General features: G+C 70.9%; 15 protein-coding genes. 9 read left to right on the forward strand and 6 right to left on the reverse strand.

What is annotated here, in order from left to right; genetic code table 11:
- Positions 1 to 155: 155 nt before the first annotated feature.
- A complete protein-coding gene (gene meaB, locus ACH4TV_RS08215; RefSeq protein ID WP_398395535.1) occupies positions 156 to 1112 on the reverse strand; it encodes a methylmalonyl Co-A mutase-associated GTPase MeaB in 957 nt (318 codons plus the stop codon).
- Positions 1113 to 1176: 64 nt separating this feature from the next.
- The gene (locus tag ACH4TV_RS08220; RefSeq protein ID WP_398395537.1) at positions 1177 to 2379 is read right to left on the reverse strand and encodes an acetyl-CoA C-acetyltransferase; all 1203 of its coding nucleotides are present in this window, start codon (positions 2377 to 2379) and stop codon (positions 1177 to 1179) included.
- A 148-nt stretch (positions 2380 to 2527) separates the two neighbouring features.
- Between ACH4TV_RS08220 and mce the strand changes: the two genes are divergently transcribed.
- From mce to ACH4TV_RS08255, 7 genes are all read left to right on the forward strand, one after another.
- Complete coding sequence (mce, locus tag ACH4TV_RS08225) at positions 2528 to 2968, forward strand: methylmalonyl-CoA epimerase (protein WP_319211763.1); 441 nt, start codon at positions 2528 to 2530, stop codon at positions 2966 to 2968.
- 241 nt (positions 2969 to 3209) lie between these two features.
- On the forward strand, positions 3210 to 7058 hold the full coding sequence (gene scy / locus ACH4TV_RS08230) for a polarized growth protein Scy (RefSeq protein WP_398395539.1): 3849 nt from the start codon (positions 3210 to 3212) through the stop codon (positions 7056 to 7058).
- A gap of 413 nt (positions 7059 to 7471) precedes the next feature.
- Positions 7472 to 8410, forward strand: coding sequence for a cellulose-binding protein (locus ACH4TV_RS08235; protein WP_398395541.1), 939 nt, complete (start codon positions 7472 to 7474; stop codon positions 8408 to 8410).
- A gap of 270 nt (positions 8411 to 8680) precedes the next feature.
- Positions 8681 to 9655, forward strand: a complete 975-nt coding sequence (locus ACH4TV_RS08240; protein WP_398395543.1) for an ABC transporter ATP-binding protein — start codon at positions 8681 to 8683, stop codon at positions 9653 to 9655.
- A gap of 2 nt (positions 9656 to 9657) precedes the next feature.
- Positions 9658 to 10428, forward strand: coding sequence for an ABC transporter permease (locus ACH4TV_RS08245; RefSeq protein WP_398395545.1), 771 nt, complete (start codon positions 9658 to 9660; stop codon positions 10426 to 10428).
- A 151-nt stretch (positions 10429 to 10579) separates the two neighbouring features.
- Positions 10580 to 11785 (forward strand): ABC transporter ATP-binding protein, encoded by a 1206-nt coding sequence (locus ACH4TV_RS08250; RefSeq protein ID WP_398395547.1) that lies wholly within the window; start codon positions 10580 to 10582, stop codon positions 11783 to 11785.
- On the forward strand, positions 11782 to 12612 hold the full coding sequence (locus tag ACH4TV_RS08255) for an ABC transporter permease (protein WP_398395549.1): 831 nt from the start codon (positions 11782 to 11784) through the stop codon (positions 12610 to 12612). Before ACH4TV_RS08250 ends, ACH4TV_RS08255 begins: the two co-directional genes overlap by 4 nt.
- 62 nt (positions 12613 to 12674) lie before the next feature.
- On the opposite strand, the gene ACH4TV_RS08260 is transcribed toward ACH4TV_RS08255, so the two are convergent.
- A complete protein-coding gene (locus tag ACH4TV_RS08260; protein WP_398395551.1) occupies positions 12675 to 13007 on the reverse strand; it encodes an ATP/GTP-binding protein in 333 nt (110 codons plus the stop codon).
- Positions 13008 to 13284: 277 nt separating this feature from the next.
- On the opposite strand from ACH4TV_RS08260, the gene ACH4TV_RS08265 reads away from it, so the two are divergent.
- Positions 13285 to 14313 carry an LLM class flavin-dependent oxidoreductase gene (locus ACH4TV_RS08265; protein WP_398395553.1) on the forward strand — a complete coding sequence of 343 codons (1029 nt, stop codon included), beginning with the start codon at positions 13285 to 13287 and terminating at the stop codon, positions 14311 to 14313.
- 121 nt (positions 14314 to 14434) lie between these two features.
- On the opposite strand, the gene ACH4TV_RS08270 is transcribed toward ACH4TV_RS08265, so the two are convergent.
- Positions 14435 to 14827 (reverse strand): SCO5389 family protein, encoded by a 393-nt coding sequence (locus ACH4TV_RS08270; protein ID WP_398395555.1) that lies wholly within the window; start codon positions 14825 to 14827, stop codon positions 14435 to 14437.
- Positions 14828 to 15125: 298 nt separating this feature from the next.
- On the opposite strand from ACH4TV_RS08270, the gene nucS reads away from it, so the two are divergent.
- A complete protein-coding gene (gene nucS / locus ACH4TV_RS08275) occupies positions 15126 to 15797 on the forward strand; it encodes an endonuclease NucS (protein ID WP_398395557.1) in 672 nt (223 codons plus the stop codon).
- Between the two features lie 84 nt (positions 15798 to 15881).
- On the opposite strand, the gene ACH4TV_RS08280 is transcribed toward nucS, so the two are convergent.
- Entirely contained in the window at positions 15882 to 18488 is a 2607-nt protein-coding gene (locus ACH4TV_RS08280; protein WP_398396539.1) for an ATP-binding protein, read from the reverse strand.
- A gap of 287 nt (positions 18489 to 18775) precedes the next feature.
- Positions 18776 to 19099, reverse strand: a complete 324-nt coding sequence (locus ACH4TV_RS08285; RefSeq protein WP_398395559.1) for an STAS domain-containing protein — start codon at positions 19097 to 19099, stop codon at positions 18776 to 18778.

The raw sequence follows: 19099 nt of genomic DNA on the forward strand, positions 1-19099 counted from the left end.
GTGTCGCGCGGCCTTCCCCCGAGCCGCGCCGGCATGGAGGGCGTCCTGCTGCGGGGCGAGCGGGAAATACCGGTCGTCACCGAGCAGTTCGAGGTCCCCTGGCAAACGGACCGAGACGGGTGGGCGGATGGGAAATTCACCCGCGTCATCGGCGCTCACCGCTCCGTCAGGCCCGCCACCAGCTCGTCCGCCGCTCGGTAGGGGTCCAGTTCGCCTGCCACGATCCGGTCCGCCAGGGCGCTCAGGCGCCGGTCGCCGTGGAGGTCACCGATGCGTTCGCGCAGCGTCGTGACGGCGATCGTCTCGACCTCGTGGGACGCGCGGGCCCGGCGGCGCTCGGCGAGTACGCCGCGCTCCTCCATCCACGCCCGGTGCTTCTCCAGGGCCTCGACCAGTTCGTCGATGCCCTCTTCCCGGGAGGCGACCGTCTTGACGATCGGGGGGCGCCAGTCGCCGGGGGCCCGGGACTCGCCCAGGCCCAGCATGTGGTTCAGCTCACGGGCCGTGGAGTCCGCGCCGTCCCGGTCGGCCTTGTTGACGACGTACACATCGCCGATCTCCAGGATGCCCGCCTTGGCCGCCTGGATGCCGTCGCCCATCCCGGGCGCGAGCAGCACCACGCTGGTGTCCGCCTGGGAGGCGATCTCCACCTCCGACTGGCCCACGCCCACCGTCTCGACCAGGATCACGTCGCAGCCCGCCGCGTCCAGCACACGGATCGCCTGCGGGGCCGCCCAGGCCAGTCCGCCGAGGTGGCCGCGGGTCGCCATCGAGCGGATGTACACGCCCGGGTCGGAGGCGTGGTCCGACATCCGCACCCGGTCGCCGAGCAGCGCGCCGCCGGAGAACGGCGACGACGGGTCGACGGCGAGTACCCCGACCCGCCTCCCCCGGCGCCGGTACGCCGTGACCAGCGCCGAGGTCGACGTCGACTTGCCCACGCCCGGTGATCCCGTCAGGCCGACCACGTACGCGTTGCCCGCCAGCGGGGCCAGCGCGGCCATGACCTCACGGAGTTGCCCGGACGCCCCCTCCACCAGGGAGATCAGCCTCGCCACGGCCCGCGGCCGGCCTTCCCGGGCCTGAGCGACCAGCGTGGGGACGTCCTGCATCACAACTCCGTTCCGATCTCAGCCGTACGGCCGGCCTCAGGACCGCTCACGCCATGGGTACCCGTTACGCCCTGGGTACCCGCACGATCAGCGCGTCACCCTGACCGCCACCGCCGCACAGGGCCGCCGCGCCCACACCGCCGCCGCGCCGCTGCAGTTCCAGGGCCAGGTGCAGGACGAGCCGTGCGCCGGACATCCCGATCGGGTGACCCAGGGCAATCGCACCGCCGTTGACGTTCACCCGATCCGTGGACACTCCGAGGTCCTTGATTGACTGGACGGCGACCGCCGCGAAGGCCTCGTTGATCTCGATCAGGTCAAGATCCTCGACGCCCAGGCCCTCCTTCTTGAGGGCGTGCAGGATGGCGTTGGAGGGCTGGGACTGGAGGGAGTTGTCCGGGCCCGCCACGTTGCCGTGGGCGCCGATCTCCGCGATCCACTCCAGGCCGAGTTCCTCCGCCTTCGCCTTGCTCATGACCACCACGGCCGCCGCGCCGTCGGAGATCTGCGACGACGTGCCCGCCGTGATCGTGCCGTCCTTCGTGAACGCCGGGCGCAGCTTGCCCAGGGACTCCGCCGTCGTCTCCGCCCGGATGCCCTCGTCCTGGCTGAAAACGATCGGGTCGCCCTTGCGCTGCGGGATCTCGACCGGCGTGATCTCCGCCTCGAACACACCGTTCTTCTGAGCGGCCGCAGCGCGCTGGTGGGAGAGGGCCCCGATCTCGTCCTGCTCGGGACGCAGCAGGCCCAGGCGGGTGTTGTGCTTCTCCGTCGACTCGCCCATGGCGATGTTCTCGAAGGCGTCGGTCAGACCGTCGTACGCCATCGCGTCGAGCATCTCGATCGCGCCGTACTTGAAGCCCTCACGGGACTTGGGGAGCAGGTGAGGGGCGTTCGTCATCGATTCCTGGCCACCGGCGACGATCACGTCGAACTCGCCGGCGCGGATCAGCTGGTCGGCCAGCGCGATCGCGTCCAGGCCCGACAGACACACCTTGTTGATGGTCAGCGCCGGGACGTTCATCGGGATGCCGGCCTTGACCGCCGCCTGGCGGGCCGGGATCTGGCCCGCGCCGGCCTGGAGGACCTGGCCCATGATCACGTACTGCACCTGGTCGCCACCGATACCCGCACGGTCGAGGGCGGCCTTGATCGCGAAGCCCCCGAGGTCGGCTCCGGAGAAGGTCTTCAGCGAGCCCAGCAACCGTCCCATGGGCGTGCGAGCGCCCGCGACGATCACCGAGGTACTGCTGTTCGTTCCTGACATGAGGTGCGATCCCCTTTCAGCTGGGGAGCTGAGGAGTGTGAACGAGGGTTTACTAGGAATGTACTGAGCGGTAGTCCCGCCGTCATCGGGCTGTCGGTGTGATCGCGCGCACGTTGCGTAACCACGCCCGGAGCGCTGCACTAACACCATGCTGACGCGAATCGACCACATCGGGATCGCCTGTTTCGACCTCGACACGACCGTCGAGTTCTACCGGGCCACGTACGGCTTCGAGGTGTTCCACTCCGAGGTCAACGAGGAGCAGGGCGTACGCGAGGCCATGTTGAAGATCAACAACACGGACGACGGCGGTGCCTCCTACCTGCAACTCCTGGAACCTACCCGCGAGGACTCCGCCGTGGGGAAGTGGCTGGCCAAGAACGGGGAGGGCGTGCACCACATCGCCTTCGGTACGGCGGATGTGGACGGTGACGCCGCGGACATCCGTGAGAAGGGCGTACGCGTTCTGTACGAGGAGCCACGGATCGGCTCCATGGGGTCGCGGATCACCTTCCTGCACCCGAAGGATTGCCACGGAGTACTGACAGAACTGGTCACTTCGGCGGCTGTTGAGTCACCTGAGCACTAACCCGCGTACATATGGGCCGGTAGGGTTGGGCACGGCCGCTGCCGTGTTGTCGGGGAGCGGTCCGGGTCCTGGTGTGTGGAGGTGAGGATCCGAGGGCCGGGGTTCAGGTTCGGGGAACGAGGGCGAGGGCGCGAGTCCCTGCCCCGCTGTTGATCTGACACCATTCCCCGGGGGCCCCGTCCGGCGGATGGATGTGGCTCGTTCGAGAAGGTTGCGACCAGGGGACGGATGGGACCGCGCAGTGCGGGGCTACGAACGCCAGGAGCGAGAGCCGGCGGCTGACGTCGACCACCTCTCTCGGTTCGAGGCCGAGATGGAGCGGCTGAAGACCGAGCGGGAAAAGGCGATTCAGCACGCCGAGGACCTCGGCTACCAGGTCGAGGTGCTGCGCGCCAAGCTTCACGAGGCGCGCCGCACTCTCATGTCCCGGCCCGCCTATGACGGCGGTGACATCGGCTATCAGGCCGAGCAGTTGCTGCGGAACGCACAGATCCAGGCGGACCAGCTCCGCCAGGACGCCGAGCGCGAGATGTCGCAGGCCCGCGCCCAGACGCAGCGCATCCTCCAGGAGCACGCCGAGCAGGCGGCCCGGTTGCAGGCCGAACTGCACCAGGAGGCGGTCACCCGTCGCCAGCAGCTCGATCAGGAGCTGGCCGAGCGACGCCAGACCGTCGAGTCGCACGTCAACGAGAACGTGGCGTGGGCCGAGCAGCTGCGGGCCCGCAGTGAGTCCCAGGCCCGGCGGCTCGTCGACGAGTCGCGGACCGAGGCCGACCAGGCGCTGGCCGCCGCGCGCGCCGAGGCCGAACGGGTCGCGAACGAGGCCAGGCAGCGGCTGCAGAGCGAGGGTGAGGCCGCCCGCGCGGAGGCCGACCAGTTGCTGCGCCGGGCCCGCGCCGAGGCCGAACGGCTCCTGAACAGCGCGACCTCCGAGGCCCGCGAGGCCGCCGACCACGCCGAGCAGCTGCGCAGCTCCACGGCGACCGAGTCGGACAGCGCCCGCCGCCAGGCCACCGAGATGAGCAGGACCGCCGAGCAGCGGATGTCCGAGGCGGAGTCCGCGCTGCGCGAGGCGCGGGCCGAGGCCGACAAGGTGCTCACCGAGGCCAAGGAGGCCGCCGCCAAGGCCCTCTCCAGCGCCGAGTCGGCGAACGAGCAGCGCACGCGTACGGCGAAGGAACAGGTCGCCCGGCTGGTCACCGAGGCCACCAAGGAGGCCGAGACCACCAAGGCGTCCGCCGAAGAGGTCGTCGCCGACGCCCAGGCCAAGGCCGACAAGATCGTCGCGGATGCCGAGGAGACCGCCCGCAGTCTCACCGCCGAGGAGACCGCCTCCCAGCTCGCCAAGGCGGCCCGCACCGCCGAGGACGTCCTCAACAAGGCGTCCGAGGAAGCGAAGTCGACCACCAAGGCGGCCACCGAGGAGGCCGAGCGCATCCGCGCCGAGGCCGAGTCCGAGGCGGACCGGCTGCGCGCCGAGGCGCACGACATCGCCGAGCAGCTCAAGGGCACGGCGAAAGACGACACCAAGGAGTACCGCGCCAAGACCGTCGAGCTTCAGGAAGAGGCCCGGCGGCTGCGCGGCGAGGCCGAGCAGCTGCGCGCCGAGGCGGTCGCCGAGGGCGAGCGCATCCGTGCCGAGGCGCGCCGCGAGGCCGTCCAGCAGATCGAGGAGGCGGCCAGGACCGCCGAGGAACTGCTCGCCAAGGCGAAGGCGGACGCGGACGAGACGCGCCAGACCGCCCAGACGGACAGCGAGAAGGTCCGTACGGAGGCCATCGAGCGCGCGACGACACTGCGCCGGCAGGCCGAGGAGACCCTGGAGCGCACCCGCAAGGAGGCCGAGCGGCACCGCGCGGAGGTCGTCGAGCAGTCCGAGGGCATCAAGGCGGAGGCCGAGCAGGCCTCGCGCGAGCTGCGCGAGGAGACCGAGCGGGCCATAGAGGCGCGCCGCGACGAGGCCACCGCCGAGCTGACCCGGCTGCACACGGAGGCCGAGGACCGCCTCGCCGCCGCCGAGCAGGCGCTCACCGACGCCCGCGCGGAGGCCGACCGGTTCCGCCGCGAGGCGTCCGAGGAGTCGGAGCGGCTGCGTGCCGAGGCCGCCGAGCGCATCCGGAGCATGCAGGCGCAGGCCGACGCGGAGATCCAGCGGCTGCGCGACGAGGCCGCGGCCGACGCGTCCGCGTCCCGGGCGGAGGGCGAGGCCATCGCCGTACGCCTGCGCTCCGAGGCCGCGGCCGAGGCCGAGCGGCTGAAGTCGGAGGCCCAGGACACCGCCGACCGGGTACGGGCGGAGGCGCAGGCCGCCGCCGAGCGGCTGGCGACGGAGGCGTCGGAGACGCTGGCCGCCGCCCAGGAGGAGGCCGCCCGGCGTCGCCGCGAGGCCGAGGAGACCCTCGGTTCCGCCCGCCAGGAGGCCGACCAGGAGCGCGAGCGGGCCCGCGAGCAGAGCGAGGAGCTGCTGGCGTCGGCGCGCAGGCGCGTGGACGACGCCCAGGCCGAGGCCGTACGGCTGGTCGAGGAGGCGGACCGGCGGGCCAACGAGATGGTGTCGGCCGCCGAGCAGCATGCCCAGCAGGTACGGGAGTCGGTGTCCGGGCTGCACGAGCAGGCCCAGGAGGAGATCCAGGGGCTGCGCTCCGCCGCCGAGCACGTCGCCGACCGGATGCGGCGCGAGGCGTCCGAGGAGTCGGACCGGGTCCGCGCCGATGCCTACTCCGAGCGGGAGCGGGCCTCGGAGGACGCGAGCCGGGTGCGCCGCGAGGCCTCGGAGGCGTCGGAGCACGCCAAGGCGCTCGCCGAGCGCACCGTGAGCGAGGCGATCGCCGAATCGGAGCGGCTGCGCCAGGACGCCGCCGCGCACGCCCAGCGGGTGCGTACCGAGGCGTCGGACACCATCGCGGGCGCCGAGCAGGACGCGTCACGCAGCCGTGCGGAGGCCCGCGAGGACGCGAACCGGATCCGTTCGGACGCGGCGACACAGGCCGACACGCTGATCACCGAGGTGACGGCGGAGGCGGAGCGGCTCACCGAGGAGACCAACGCCGAGGCGGAGCGCGTCCGGGCCGAGTCCGTGGCCAAGGCCGAGCAGCTGATCTCGGAGGCGACCGGGGAGGCGGAGCGGCTGCGTGCCGAGGCCGCCGAGACGGTCGGTTCCGCGCAGCAGCACGCGGAGCGGGTCCGTAACGAGTCGCAGCGGATCAGGACCGAGGCGGCGGCGGAGGCCGACCGGCTCATGTCGACCGCTCGCGACGAGGCCGACAGCACGCTGGACGAGGCCCGCAAGGAGGCCAACAAGCGGCGCTCCGAGGCGGCCGAGCAGGTCGACACGCTCATCACGGAGACGGCCGCCGAGGCCGACAAGCTCCTCTCGGAGTCGCAGCAGGCCGCGCAGAAGACGACCGCCGACGCCGAGGCGCAGGCCGACTCGATGGTGGGCGCCGCCCGCAGCGAGGCCGACCGGCTGGTGTCCCAGGCGACGGCCCGGGGCAACTCGGCGGTGGAGAAGGCCCGTACGGACGCGGACGAGCTGCTCATCGGCGCGCGCCGGGACGCCACCGCCATAAGGGAGCGGGCGGAGGAGCTGCGCGAGCGGATCACGGCTGAGATCGAAAGCCTGCACGAGCGGGCCCGCCGCGAGGCCTCGGAGACCATGAGGTCGACCGGTGACCGCTGCGACGCGCTGATCAAGGCCGCCGAGGAGCAGCTCGCCAAGGCGGAGGCGAAGGCGAAGGACCTGGTCTCGGAGGCCAACTCCGAGGCGGGCAAGGTCCGTATCGCCGCCGTCAAGAAGGCCGAGGGGCTCCTGAAGGAGGCCGAGCAGAAGAAGTCCTCTCTGATCAGGGAGGCCGAGGAACTGCGGGCCGAGGCGATCCGCGAGGCGAAGCTCACGGTCGAGGAGGGCAAGCGCGAACTCGACGTCCTCGTCCGGCGCCGCGAGGACATCCAGACCGAGATTTCCCGTGTCCAGGACGTGCTGGAGGCGTTGGAGTCTTTTGAGGCCCCGTCGGCGACCAAGGACGGCGGCGTCAAGGCGGGCGCTACCGCGGGCGCCACTCGTTCGGGTGGCAAACCGTCAGAGGGCTGACCCGTCGCTCGGATCAGGTCGCAGGGAAGTGACGGTGTCTCATAGCACCGGCGAGCGAGGTCTGGTGCGTGCAGCTGCAAGGCGGAGGAGGGCGTCGACGCGTGGGGGTCCCCCCGCGCGAGCGAAGCCGAGCGTGGGGGAGTCGGCAACCACGACAACGCGGCAGATGCGCGTGCCAGACCCCGCGTCTGCGGCATGATCCGAGCGACGGGTCCCTAGCCCGACGGGCGCGTTGCGTGCATTCTGTGGGGCTTTCTGGAGTCTTTGACCAATTCTTTGGCAAGCAGTCCGCCGGTTAGCCACTCAAAAGGGGTCTCATTCTCCATATCAATCGGGTGACTGCTCGATGACACGCCGCTTGGACCCCTAGGATTCCCCCTATCACCTCACCGGTCTCATTCGACAGGAACCCCATGAGCGACACTTCCCCCTACGGCTTCGAGCTTGTGCGGCGTGGGTACGACCGCGCTCAGGTGGACGAACGCATCTCGAAGCTCGTCTCCGACCGTGACAGCGCTCTGGCCCGCATCACCGCCCTGGAAAAGCGCATCGAGGAGCTTCACCTCGAAACGCAGAACGCCCAGGCCCAGGTCAGCGACGCAGAGCCGTCGTACGCCGGCCTCGGCGCGCGCGTCGAGAAGATCCTCCGTCTCGCCGAGGAGGAGGCGAAGGACCTGCGCGAGGAGGCCCGTCGCGCGGCCGAGCAGCACCGTGAGCTCGCCGAGTCGGCGGCCCAGCAGGTGCGCAACGACGCAGAATCGTTCGCTGCGGACCGCAAGTCCAAGGCGGAGGACGAGGGCGTCCGGATCGTCGAGAAGGCCAAGAGCGACGCCTCTCAGCTGCGCCAGGAGGCCACGAAGGACGCGCAGTCGAAGCGTGAGGAGGCGGACGCCCTCTTCGAGGAGACCCGCGCCAAGGCCGCCCAGGCCGCAGCCGACTTCGAGACGAACCTCGCCAAGCGCCGCGAGCAGTCGGAGCGCGACCTCGCGTCCCGTCAGGCCAAGGCCGAGAAGCGCCTCGCGGAGATCGAGCACCGCGCGGAGCAGCTCCGCCTGGAGGCCGAGAAGCTGCGCACGGACGCCGAGCGCCGCGCCCGCCAGACGGTCGAGACGGCTCAGCGCCAGTCCGAGGACATCGTGGCCGACGCGAACGCCAAGGCCGACCGGATCCGTTCGGAATCGGAGCGCGAGCTGGCGGCTCTCACCAACCGCCGCGACTCGATCAACGCCCAGCTGACGAACGTCCGCGAGATGCTCGCCACCCTGACGGGAGCCGCGGTCGCCGCCGCCGGCGCCCCGACCACGGACGACGAGCCGATCACCCGCGGCGTCCCGGCCCAGCAGTCCCGGTAAGTAGTCCGACGGGCGGGTTCCTGAGGCCCGTACCTCCTGTAACAGGGGGTACGGGCCTCAGCTTTTTGGCGGTCACTGGTAGGCAAGCGGCAAGGGCACGTACTCAGGGGCGCGGGGAACTGCGCGACAAGCCACGACGGGCGCAGCACCCGCCCCACAACGCGCACCCCCCAAACCCGAACCCGCGTTCACCAGAAGTTGCCGCACACTTGACCCCCCGCCCGGCAAAACCAACTGGCATCGGCCGAACGCCCCAACTAGCGTGGCCGCATGATTGAGCTGACGGAGCTGACCAAACGGTACGGCGAGAAAGTGGCGGTCAACCATCTGACCTTCACCGTCAGACCAGGCATCGTGACCGGCTTCCTCGGCCCCAACGGCGCCGGCAAGTCCACCACCATGCGGATGATGCTCGGGCTCGACCGCCCCACCGCCGGTGACGTCCGGATCGACGGTCTGCACTACGACCAGCTCAAGGACCCCTTCAAGTACATCGGCGCCCTGCTCGACGCCAAGGCCATGCACGGCGGGCGCACAGCCTTCAACCACCTTCTCTGTCTCGCCCAGAGCAACGGCATCCCCCGCACACGCGTGCACGAGGTGCTCGACACCGTCGGGCTCACACCGGTCGCCAAGAAGAAGGCGAAGGGGTTCTCGCTCGGCATGGGGCAGCGGCTCGGCATCGCGGGCGCGCTGCTCGGTGATCCCCGGATCCTGATGTTCGACGAGCCGGTCAACGGCCTCGACCCCGAGGGCATCCACTGGATCCGCAACCTGATGAAGTCGCTGGCCTCACAAGGACGTACGGTCTTCGTCTCCTCCCACCTCATGAGCGAGATGGCGCTGACCGCCGACCACCTTGTCGTCATCGGGCAGGGGCGGCTGCTCGCCGACACCTCCATGGCGGACTTCATCGACCAGAACTCGCGCTCGTACGTCCGTATCCGCTCCCCCCAGCGCGAACGGCTGCTCGACGTGCTGTACGCGGCCGGCATCACCGCCGTGCAGGCCGGCGAGGCGCTCGAAGTCGACGGCGGGAAGGCCGAACGGATCGGTGAGCTGGCCGCGCAGCACCAGATCGTGCTGCATGAGCTGAGCCCCCAGCAGGCCTCCCTGGAGGAGGCGTTCATGCAGCTGACCGCCGAGTCGGTCGAGTACCACGCGCACAGCGACACACCCTCCCCGGCCGGTCCCCCGGCCATCCCCGCGGCCGGGCCGTGGGGCGACGGCTGGAAGAAGGACTGAGCATGGCGGCCACCCAGGTCATCCGGTCCGAGTGGACCAAGATCCGGTCGGTGGCGTCCACGGTGTGGACGCTCGGCCTCGCTGCGGTCGTGACGATCGCGCTCGGCGCGCTGATCTCGCTGCTCCTCAAGAACCAGTGGAGCGAGCTGAGCGAGAACGACCGGCTCTCCTTCGACCCGACGTACACCAGTTTCGCGGGGATGAGCCTCGGGCAGCTCGCGATGATCGTGTTCGGGGTGCTCGTCGTGTCGAACGAGTACAGCACCGGCATGATCCGCACCTCGCTGGCCGCCGTACCGCAGCGCGGCATGTTCCTCGCGAGCAAGCTCGCGGTGGCGGCAGGGCTCGCCTTCGCGGTCGGGGTCGTCACCAGCTTCACCGCGTTCTTCCTCGGGCAGGCGATGCTCGGTGACCACTCGACGTCCATCGGCGATCCGGGCGTGCTGCGCGCGGTCATCGGCGGGGCGCTCTACATGACGCTCATCGCCCTGTTCTCCATGGGCGTGGCCGCGATGCTGCGCAGCCCGATGCTGTCGCTCGGCATCCTGATGCCGTTCTTCTTTCTCATCTCCAACATCCTCGGTGCCGTCTCGGCGACGAAGAAGATCGCCCGCTATCTCCCCGACCAGGCCGGCAGCAAGATCATGCAGGTGGTCACCCCGATCGACAACGACACCCCGTACGGCCCCTGGGGCGGGCTCGCGATCATGCTGGCGTGGGTCGTCGCGGCGCTGCTCGGTGGGTATGTGCTGCTCAAGAAGCGGGACGCGTGAGCGGGGCCGCATGAGCAGGACCCAGCCCAAGCGGTCATGGACCCGACATTTTTGCCTCTTCTTGAGGGGAACCGTCAGCTCCCGGATAAGCTCCTAACCCTTACGGGGGGCGTGTGCCCCGCTGTCCTGAAGATGTCGATGGGTGCGGAGCATGATCGAGGCAGTCGGCCTGACGAAGCGCTACGGCGACAAGACGGCCGTGTACAACCTTTCCTTCCAGGTGCGGCCGGGATCCGTCACCGGGTTCCTCGGCCCCAACGGCTCGGGCAAGTCGACGACGATGAGGATGATCCTCGGCCTGGACCAGCCCACCGCCGGGCAGGTGACCATCGGCGGCTTCCCGTACCGCAAGCTGGCCAACGCCCCCCGCCAGGTCGGTGCCCTGCTCGACGCCAAGGCCGTGCACGGCGGCCGGTCCGCCCGTAACCACCTGCTGTGCCTTGCCCAGCTGTCCGGCATCCCGGCGCGGCGCGTGGACGAGGTGCTGGGGGTCGTCGGGCTCCAGGACGTGGCCCGCAAGCGCTCCAAGGGGTTCTCGCTCGGCATGGGGCAGCGGCTCGGCATCGCCGCCGCGCTCCTCGGCGACCCTCAGGTGCTGCTCTTCGACGAGCCGGTCAACGGCCTCGACCCCGAGGGCATCCTCTGGGTGCGCAACCTGATGAAGGCGCTCGCCGCGGAGGGGCGGACCGTGTTCGTCTCCTCCCACCTGATGAGCGAGATGGCGCTGACGGCCGACCATCTCATCGTGATCGGGCGCGGACAGTTGCTCTCCGACATGAGCGTGCGGGACTTCATCTCCGCCAACTCGGCCGACTTCGCGCGCGTACGCACCCCTGAGACCGAACCGCAGCAGCGCGAGAAGCTGACGTCCGCGCTGACCGAGGCGGGCGGCCAGGTGCTGCCCGAGCAGGACGGCGCGCTGCGCGTCATGGGGCTGCCGCTGGCCCGGATCAGCGACCTCGCGCACTCTGCCGACGTACGTCTGTGGGAGCTGTCGCCGCACCAGGCCTCGCTGGAGGAGGCGTACATGCGGATGACGCAGGGCGCCGTCGACTACCGCTCGTCCGTCGACCAGCGGGCCGGGCTCCAGCAGCCGCTGCCGCCCGGCGCGCAGCCGCCGGTGCAGATGCCGGTGCCGGGACAGGGCCAGCCGGGCTGGTACGCCCCGCCGCCGCCCCAGCAGGGCGGTCCGCAGCCGTTCGCGGCGCCCGGACAGCCCGGACAGCTCCCGGGGCCGTACGGCGCCCCTGGCGTGCCCGGCGGCGAGCACGTGAACCCGTACTCGCAGCCGACAGCCCCCTCCGCTCCTTCCGCACCCGCCGCCGCCGACCTGACCAAGTCCGAGGACGCCCGATGAGTACGCCCCAGCAGTCCCCGACGCAGCAGCAGGCGCCCGGCGCTTCGTACGCCGGCTACACCTCGCCGATCCCGATCACGCGGACGCATCTCGGGCATGCCCTCGCCTCCGAGTGGACGAAGATCAAGTCGGTGCGCTCCACGGTGTGGACGCTCGGGGTCTTCCTGGTCCTCGTCATCGGCATCGGCCTGCTGGTCGCCACCCAGACGGCCGACGAGGACTTCGGCAACGTGCCGTACACCGTCCCGGCGTTCTTCGGGCTGGTCCTCGGGCAGATCTGCTTGATCACGCTGGGCGTGCTGGTCATCTCGTCGGAGTACGGCACGGGCATGATCCGTACGACGTTCACCGCCTCGCCGCAGCGCCACCGGGTGCTCGCCGCCAAGCTGATCATCTTCTTCGCGGTCGCGTTCGTGGTGTCCGCGTTCGCGATCGGTTTCGTCGGCCTGCTGACCGAGTCGATGAACACCGGCGGCGGGAACAAGGCCTGGGGCGGCACGGTCCTCATGGGCGCGCTCTACGTCTCGCTGCTCGGCGTGCTCGCCCTCGCGGTCGGCTCGATGCTGCGTCACTCGGCGGGCGCGATCACCGCGATGCTGGGGCTCGTCCTGGTACCGGCGATCCTGCCCGCGTTCCTGCTGCTGTCCGAGAGCATGCAGGCGATCGGCGAGAAGATGCTGGAGTACAACGCGCCCAACGCCCTCGCCAAGATCTTCGGGCTGGACAACGAGAACCCCGCCGGCGGCGCACAGCTCGGCCTGCTCGCCGGGGTGACCGCCGCGGCGATCGTCGGTGCCTTCGTGCTCCTGGACCGCCGGGACGTCTGAGTCACGATTCACCCGCACACGATTCACCCGCAGGCGTGAACTCCCTGACGTACTCGGGCCGTTCAGAACCTCGGTGAGTTACGGGACCGCTGCACCCTCGTGGTGCGGCGGTCCTTCGCGTTCCAGCACGCCTTGTGCCAGTGCCGGCGGTCGTCGACCCCCGCGTGCTCGGCCCACGCCACCACGTGCGGGACGCCGGACGGGATCAACTGGTCGCAGCCGGGGCAGCGGTACGTCTTGCCCTGGGCGCTGGCTCCCGCCACATGCCGGATGTTCCAGTTCTCGCCTCGCCAGGTCTCCGAGGACTGGAAGCCGCCGTAGCGGCCGGACTCGTCGTCGTCGGCGCTCCGGCCGGGCGAGCCAGGGCCTTGGGGGCGGTTGCGACGCGGGGACACAGGACACCTCACGGAGCGGTTCAGGGGGCACGAGTGGATCCAGCCTACGCGGCGCGATCCGGGGTAGAGGTATGTCACCACCCCCGCACACCTTCTCTCGAACCCCCTCTCGAATCCCCCGTCGGCTCACCATCGGTGCCCCGACCCCTCCCGGCCCGGCCGTCGATTCTGCAGACAATCCGCCAATCTCTCCGCCAGGCCGTGACTTCGGCACGTGTCGAGCGGTTATGCCGGGCGGGGGAGCTCCGTGTCGGGGCCTAGGAAGCAGGAAAGAGCGATGCACGTAGGAAGTTTTGTGCTGGCGGCCCAGTTCCCGGGCCAGGGCCAGGGGGAGGCACTGCACCGTGCGGTACGAACCGCCGAGGTCGCCGAGGAGGCGGGTCTCGACGCGGTCTGGCTGGCGGAGCACCACTTCGTGCCGTACGGCACCTGCCCGTCGGCGACAACACTGGCCGCTTTACTGCTGGGCCGCACCCGGCGCATCCGGGTCGGTACGGCGGTGAGCGTCATGCCCACCACCCACCCCGTGGCGCTCGGCGAACAGGCGGCGCTGCTGCATCTGACGTCCGGCGGGCGGTTCACGCTGGGCGTGGGGCGCGGCGGGCCGTGGGTCGACCTGGAGGTGTTCGGCACCGGGATCGAGGCGTACGAGAAGGCGTTCCCGGAATCACTCGATCTGCTGCTCCGCTGGCTGCGCGAACCGTCCGTGTCGGCCGACGGCGACCGGTTCAGGTTCCGCGAAGTACCCGTCGTACCCAGCCCGTCGGAGTCGCTGACGGAGGATCCGGGCCCCGAGGTCGTCGTCGCGTGCACCTCGCCGTCGAGTGTGCGGCTGGCCGCCGAGCGCGGGCTGCCGATGCTTCTCGGAATGCATGTCGGGGACGAGGAGAAGGCCGAGATGGTCGCCCTGTGGCGGCAGTGCGCTCGGGCGGCGGGCCGGCCCGCCGACGAGATCCGGGGCGCCGCCCATGTGTCGGCCGGCGTCTGCCAGATCGCGGACCGGCGCACGGACGCGGTCGAGATACTGGTGAAGTCGATGCCGGGCTGGCTGCGGCAGGGGCTGGAGGCGCATGTCACGGTGGACGGCCGGGAGCGTTCGATGCGGGACCCGGTGGCGTACACCGAACTCCTCTGCGGACTGCACCCGGTGGGCACCGCCAGGCTGTGCGCCGACCGGCTCGCGGCGACCTCCGAACGCACCGGCATCTCGCGCTTCGCCCTGCTCGTCGAGGGCTCCGGCGATCTGGCGGCCACAGAGGAGAACGTGCGGCGGCTGGGCACCGAGGTGCTCACCCAGCTCCGCTGAGTCGCTCGACGGCCCGTGCAGGCCGGACCTGTTGCCACAGGGAGCTTGCCGCCCCGTACAGAAACACCTCCCGCGTACGGAGCGGCAAGCCGGTACCCCCAGGCCCTGTCGGCCTGTCGCGTCAGCAGTCCCGGAATTCCGGAGACTGGTTCAGCAACTGGCTGCGCACCGAGGTGAAGCGGTTCAGCTTGACGTCGACAGAGGCGTCAAGCGGGAACACTGCCACCCGGTGGCAGTTCTGGAAGGCCAGCCGCACACCGAAGTGCCGCTGCAGCGCGCCGCGTATCGCGTCACTCGCGAGCGCACGCAGCAGTTGGCCACGTGCCTGCTCGTCCGGCGGCGGCGTCTGGTTGTCGGCGAAGTCTCCGCCGTCCACCTTCAGTTGTGCCACCAGGGAGCTGATCATCTCCCACGCGTAGGGCAGGGAGGTCCGGACGCAGTCGACGAATTCAGCTTCGTCGACGTCGCCTCGCTCGGCCTGTTCGAGTAGGGCCGGTGAGACGTCGAGCGACATGAGTTCTCCTCTCGCACCCCTGGGTCACAGGGGTTGCCGGACATGGAAAGGGAGTCCGCGACACCGAGCACGCTCCGTACATGCATCGCGACCTCCCGTTCACTACGGTAGGCAACGGACGGTGACCACACCAGGAGAATGCGAATACAGGACCGGTCAGAACCGTCCCTGTAGGCACACAATCAGCCAACAACGAACAGTTGCCACCGGCATGTTCCATCGGCCCGTCGAACGCCTGCATGCACTGTGGGGTGGGCGAATCGCGTGGACCACTGCCCGTCGAGTAGCGTTGCCGACCATGCGTCTCGTCATTGCGCGCTGTTCCGTGGACTACGCGGGCCGGCTCACCGCTCATCTCCCGTCGGCCCCCCGTCTCATCCTCGTGAAGGCGGACGGCAGCGTCTCGATCCACGCGGACGACCGCGCCTACAAGCCCCTCAACTGGATGTCGCCGCCCTGCACGTTGAAGGAGGGGTCCGGAGACGACGAGGGGATCTGGACCGTCATCAACAAGGCGGACGAGAAGCTCATCATCACGATGGAGGAAATCCTCCACGACTCCTCGCACGAACTCGGCGTGGATCCCGGCCTGATCAAGGACGGCGTGGAAGCACACCTCCAGGAGCTCCTCGCCGACCGCATCGAGACACTCGGCGACGGCTACACCCTCATCCGCCGCGAGTACATGACGGCCATCGGCCCGGTCGACATCCTGTGCCGGGACGCCGAGGGCGCGACGGTCGCGGTCGAGATCAAGCGGCGCGGTGAGATCGACGGTGTCGAGCAACTCACCCGCTACCTGGAGCTGTTGAACCGCGACCCGCACCTCGCACCGGTCCGCGGGGTCTTCGCCGCCCAGGAGATCAAGCCCCAGGCCCGCGTCCTCGCCACCGACCGGGGCATCGGCTGCGCGGTACTGGACTACAACGCGCTGCGCGGCATCGAGGACGACAAACTCCGGCTGTTCTGACACCCGTTCGCACACGTACGGCTGTACGACGAAGAGGGCCGGGTCCGTTGCCACGGACCCGGCCCTCTTGCTCTTGCCGTGCTGTCAGATCACCGACGGTGCGACGGTGTCGGCCGGGGCACTCGCCGGCTCGCTCGCGCTCTCGGACTGGGGCGGGCTGGGGGCCGGGCCGCTGGCCGAGGTCGTGGTCTCCGGGGTGGAGGGCTCCGGCGTTGTCGGGACGGGGGTCGTCGGGACCGGCGTCGTCGGGGCCGGGGTGGTCGGAACCGGCGTCGTCGGAACCGGCGTTGTCGGGGCCGGGGTCGTCGGATCGTCGGTGGGCTCGGTCGTCGTCGGATCGTCCGTCGGAGACGTCGTCGGATCGCCCCCACCGCTGCTCCCGCCCCCACCCGGCGTCTTCGTCCCCGTCGGGTCGTCCGAAGGCTCCCCGCTGCCCGTCGGGGGCGGCGTCGGGTCGTCCGACGTGCCCATGGTGCCGTCAGGCCCCGGGTCGGTCGGCCGACTGGTGGCCGAACCGGTGTCGCCGTTGCTGTCGCTGTCCCCGTCGTCGGCCGTGTCCGCGCCCAGGCTGTCGTCGTCGGTGCCCTGGCTGGCGGACGGATTGGGGCCGACCTGGTCGGACGGGGTGTCGTTGGGGTTCGAGGTCGCCCCCAGCGTCACCACCGTGCCGAGCACCGCCGCGAGCAGGGCGCCCGCGCCGGCCGCCACGAGGTTGCGCCGGGCACCGCCCACGAGCCGCTTGATCCCCGAGACCTTGTGCGCCCCGCCGCCGACGGACCGGGGCGTGATCACCGTCGGCCCGAAGTCGCCGTAGCCCGAACCCGTGCCGGAGCCGGAGCCGGCGCCCGATGTCTGGAGCGGCGGGTAGCCCACGCCCGCGCCCCCGAGGACGGCCGGAACGCCGCCGGGCGGCGACGCCGACTCCTCGTACCGCGCGTCCGGCACCTCCTCGCCCGCCGTGGAGCCCAGGCCGGGGGTGTCGCCGGCCCGGTCGGCGACCAGGGTGAGGGCGCGGCGGCCCGCGACGGTGCCGCGCTTGTCGGCGAGGGCGCCGCGCAGGCCGATGGCGGCCTCCAGCTCGGCACGAGCCCGGTCGAGCTGTTCGCCGCAGAGCGCGAGGATGCCCAACTCGTGGTGGAAGTAGGCCTGTTCCGCGACCTCTCCGGCGAGCCGGGCGGCCTCGGCGCCGGAGCGCAGGACGCGGTCCCAGGCGCTCCAGTCCAGGCCGGCCGCGAAGGCGGGCGCCGCCGTGCGGGCCAGCTGCACGGCCGTGTTCTCCTCGTCCTGGGCCGAAGGCGTGGTCACCGGGACCAGGACGACGAGGGCGGCGAGCAGGGCGTCGGCCTCCGCGCAGACCCGCTCGGGGGTCACGGACGGATGTCCGGCCCACCAGGCGTAGTGCTGGGCGGCGGTGAAGGCCCGGTCCGGTACGTCGTCGCCGTACCCGGCGGCCTCCAGCTGGGTCTGCACCCCCGCCGCGAGGCGGTAGTGGGAGCCGACCGGAGAGACCAGCGCACAGCCGAGCAACTCACCGAGAGCGGCGTCCGCGTGGGTGTCGCCGACCAGCGCGGGCAGATGGGCCTGGTGGGGCACCTCGCCGCCGAGCGCGACGGCGAAGCGCAGGGTGTCCCGCGCGGACTCGCTGAGCCGGGACGCGAGCAGCGGGGCGGGTGCGGCACCCTCGGCGAGCGAGGGCAGCGGTACGTCGTGTTCGTCGCCGGAGTCGAAGGGCGCGTCGACCGGGATGTCCTGGAAGACACCGAACTCGTCGAAGGCGTCGGCGCTGGTGCGCAGCCGGTCGCGCTGCCTGAGCAGGGCGCCGGCCTGGACGAACCGCAGGGGCAGGCCCTCGGACTCGAACCAGAGGTCGCCGGCCCAGTTGGCCTCCTCCTCGGTGAGGACGCGGCCGACGGCGCGCTCAAGGAGCTCCAGGCCGCCGGCCCGGTCGAGGCCGTCGAGGAACAGCTCCTCGATCATCGCGTCGTTGGACGGCGCGGGCACGTCGGGGGTGGCGCTGATCAGGAAGGCGCACTCGGGGGTCGCGTCGAGGAGTTCGTCGAGCGCTGCGCCGCCGAACTCCACGTCGTCGAGGACGACGACCGCGCCGGCCTCACGGACGAGGGCACGCAGTTCGTCCGGTTCCGGCCGGTACAGCGGCGCGCTGTAGACGGCGTAGAAGAGGTCGTGGAGGAGGTCGGTCTGGGTGCGGTGGAGGCCGGTGAGGCGGACCACGCCGTCCGGGGCGAGGTCCGCACAGTCCGCGGCGACGGCGTCGAGGAGCGTGGTGCGGCCGGAGCCGGCCGGGCCGGTGAGCCGTACGGAACGGCCGCGGGCGAGGAGCCGCACGAGCCGTTCGCGCTCGCCGTCGCGCTCCAGGAGCGGCAGCTCGGGCTGTGCGGGCCCGGGCGGTACGGGTGGTCTGGCCGCGCGGGTGATCTCGGCGCGCTCGGCCGCCGTGAGCTTGGCGGGCCGGCCGGGCCGTTCGCCGGGCGGGCAGATCTCTATCTCGCTGCCGTCGACCGGATTGACCGTGAGCAGGTAGTCGCCCGAGACGAGCTGCACCGTGCGGGCGAGCGCGGGTGTGTGCTGGCCGAAGTCGGATGTGAGGGCATCGCGAGGCGGGCGCTGACGCGGCGTGGTGCCGTCGGCGTCATGGCCGTACTCCTCGGAGCCCTGGTTGTTCGGGTCCATAAGGTTCAAGCCCCCCAAAAGCGTCGTGTGCGGATCGACAAGACCCAGACCCCTCCCGGCCTTGTTGCACACTGCGCTGTCGCTTCTGGTCCGGGCCCGCTCTTGGGATGTCAGGCAGCGGGCGACCGAACCCTAAACCTTCGCACAGTATCTACGACAGTCCGGGGTACCGCGCCGTCCGAGACGTCACAGTCTCGTGAGGATTGTGCACGACGCGCGTTCCGTCGCCGGACGCTCGGGTCTCCCCCGACCCGGGTGACACATCCGGACGACTCATGACACTCGGGTCACACCCGGGGCAGTGACTGCACCCCGATGCCGCCCTCGATCGCCAGGATCCGGTGCAGCTTGGTGGCCACCAGCAGGCGCTGCATCTGCGGCGGTACGTCGCGCAGCACCAGCCGCCGGCCGCACCGCCCGCATCGTCGGTGGGCTCCCATGATCACCCCGAGGCCGGTGGCGTCCCAGGAGTCCAGCTCCGACAGGTCCAGCACCAGATCGCCGACGCCTGTGTCGACGGCCGTGTGCAGGACCGTACGGGCGTCCGCCGCGCTGCGGACGTCGAGGCGGCCCCCGACGACCAGCTCGGCGTGGTCGCCCCTGATGTACAT

The organism is Streptomyces sp. NPDC020898 (assembly GCF_044333925.1).
Classification (GTDB): domain Bacteria; phylum Actinomycetota; class Actinomycetes; order Streptomycetales; family Streptomycetaceae; genus Streptomyces.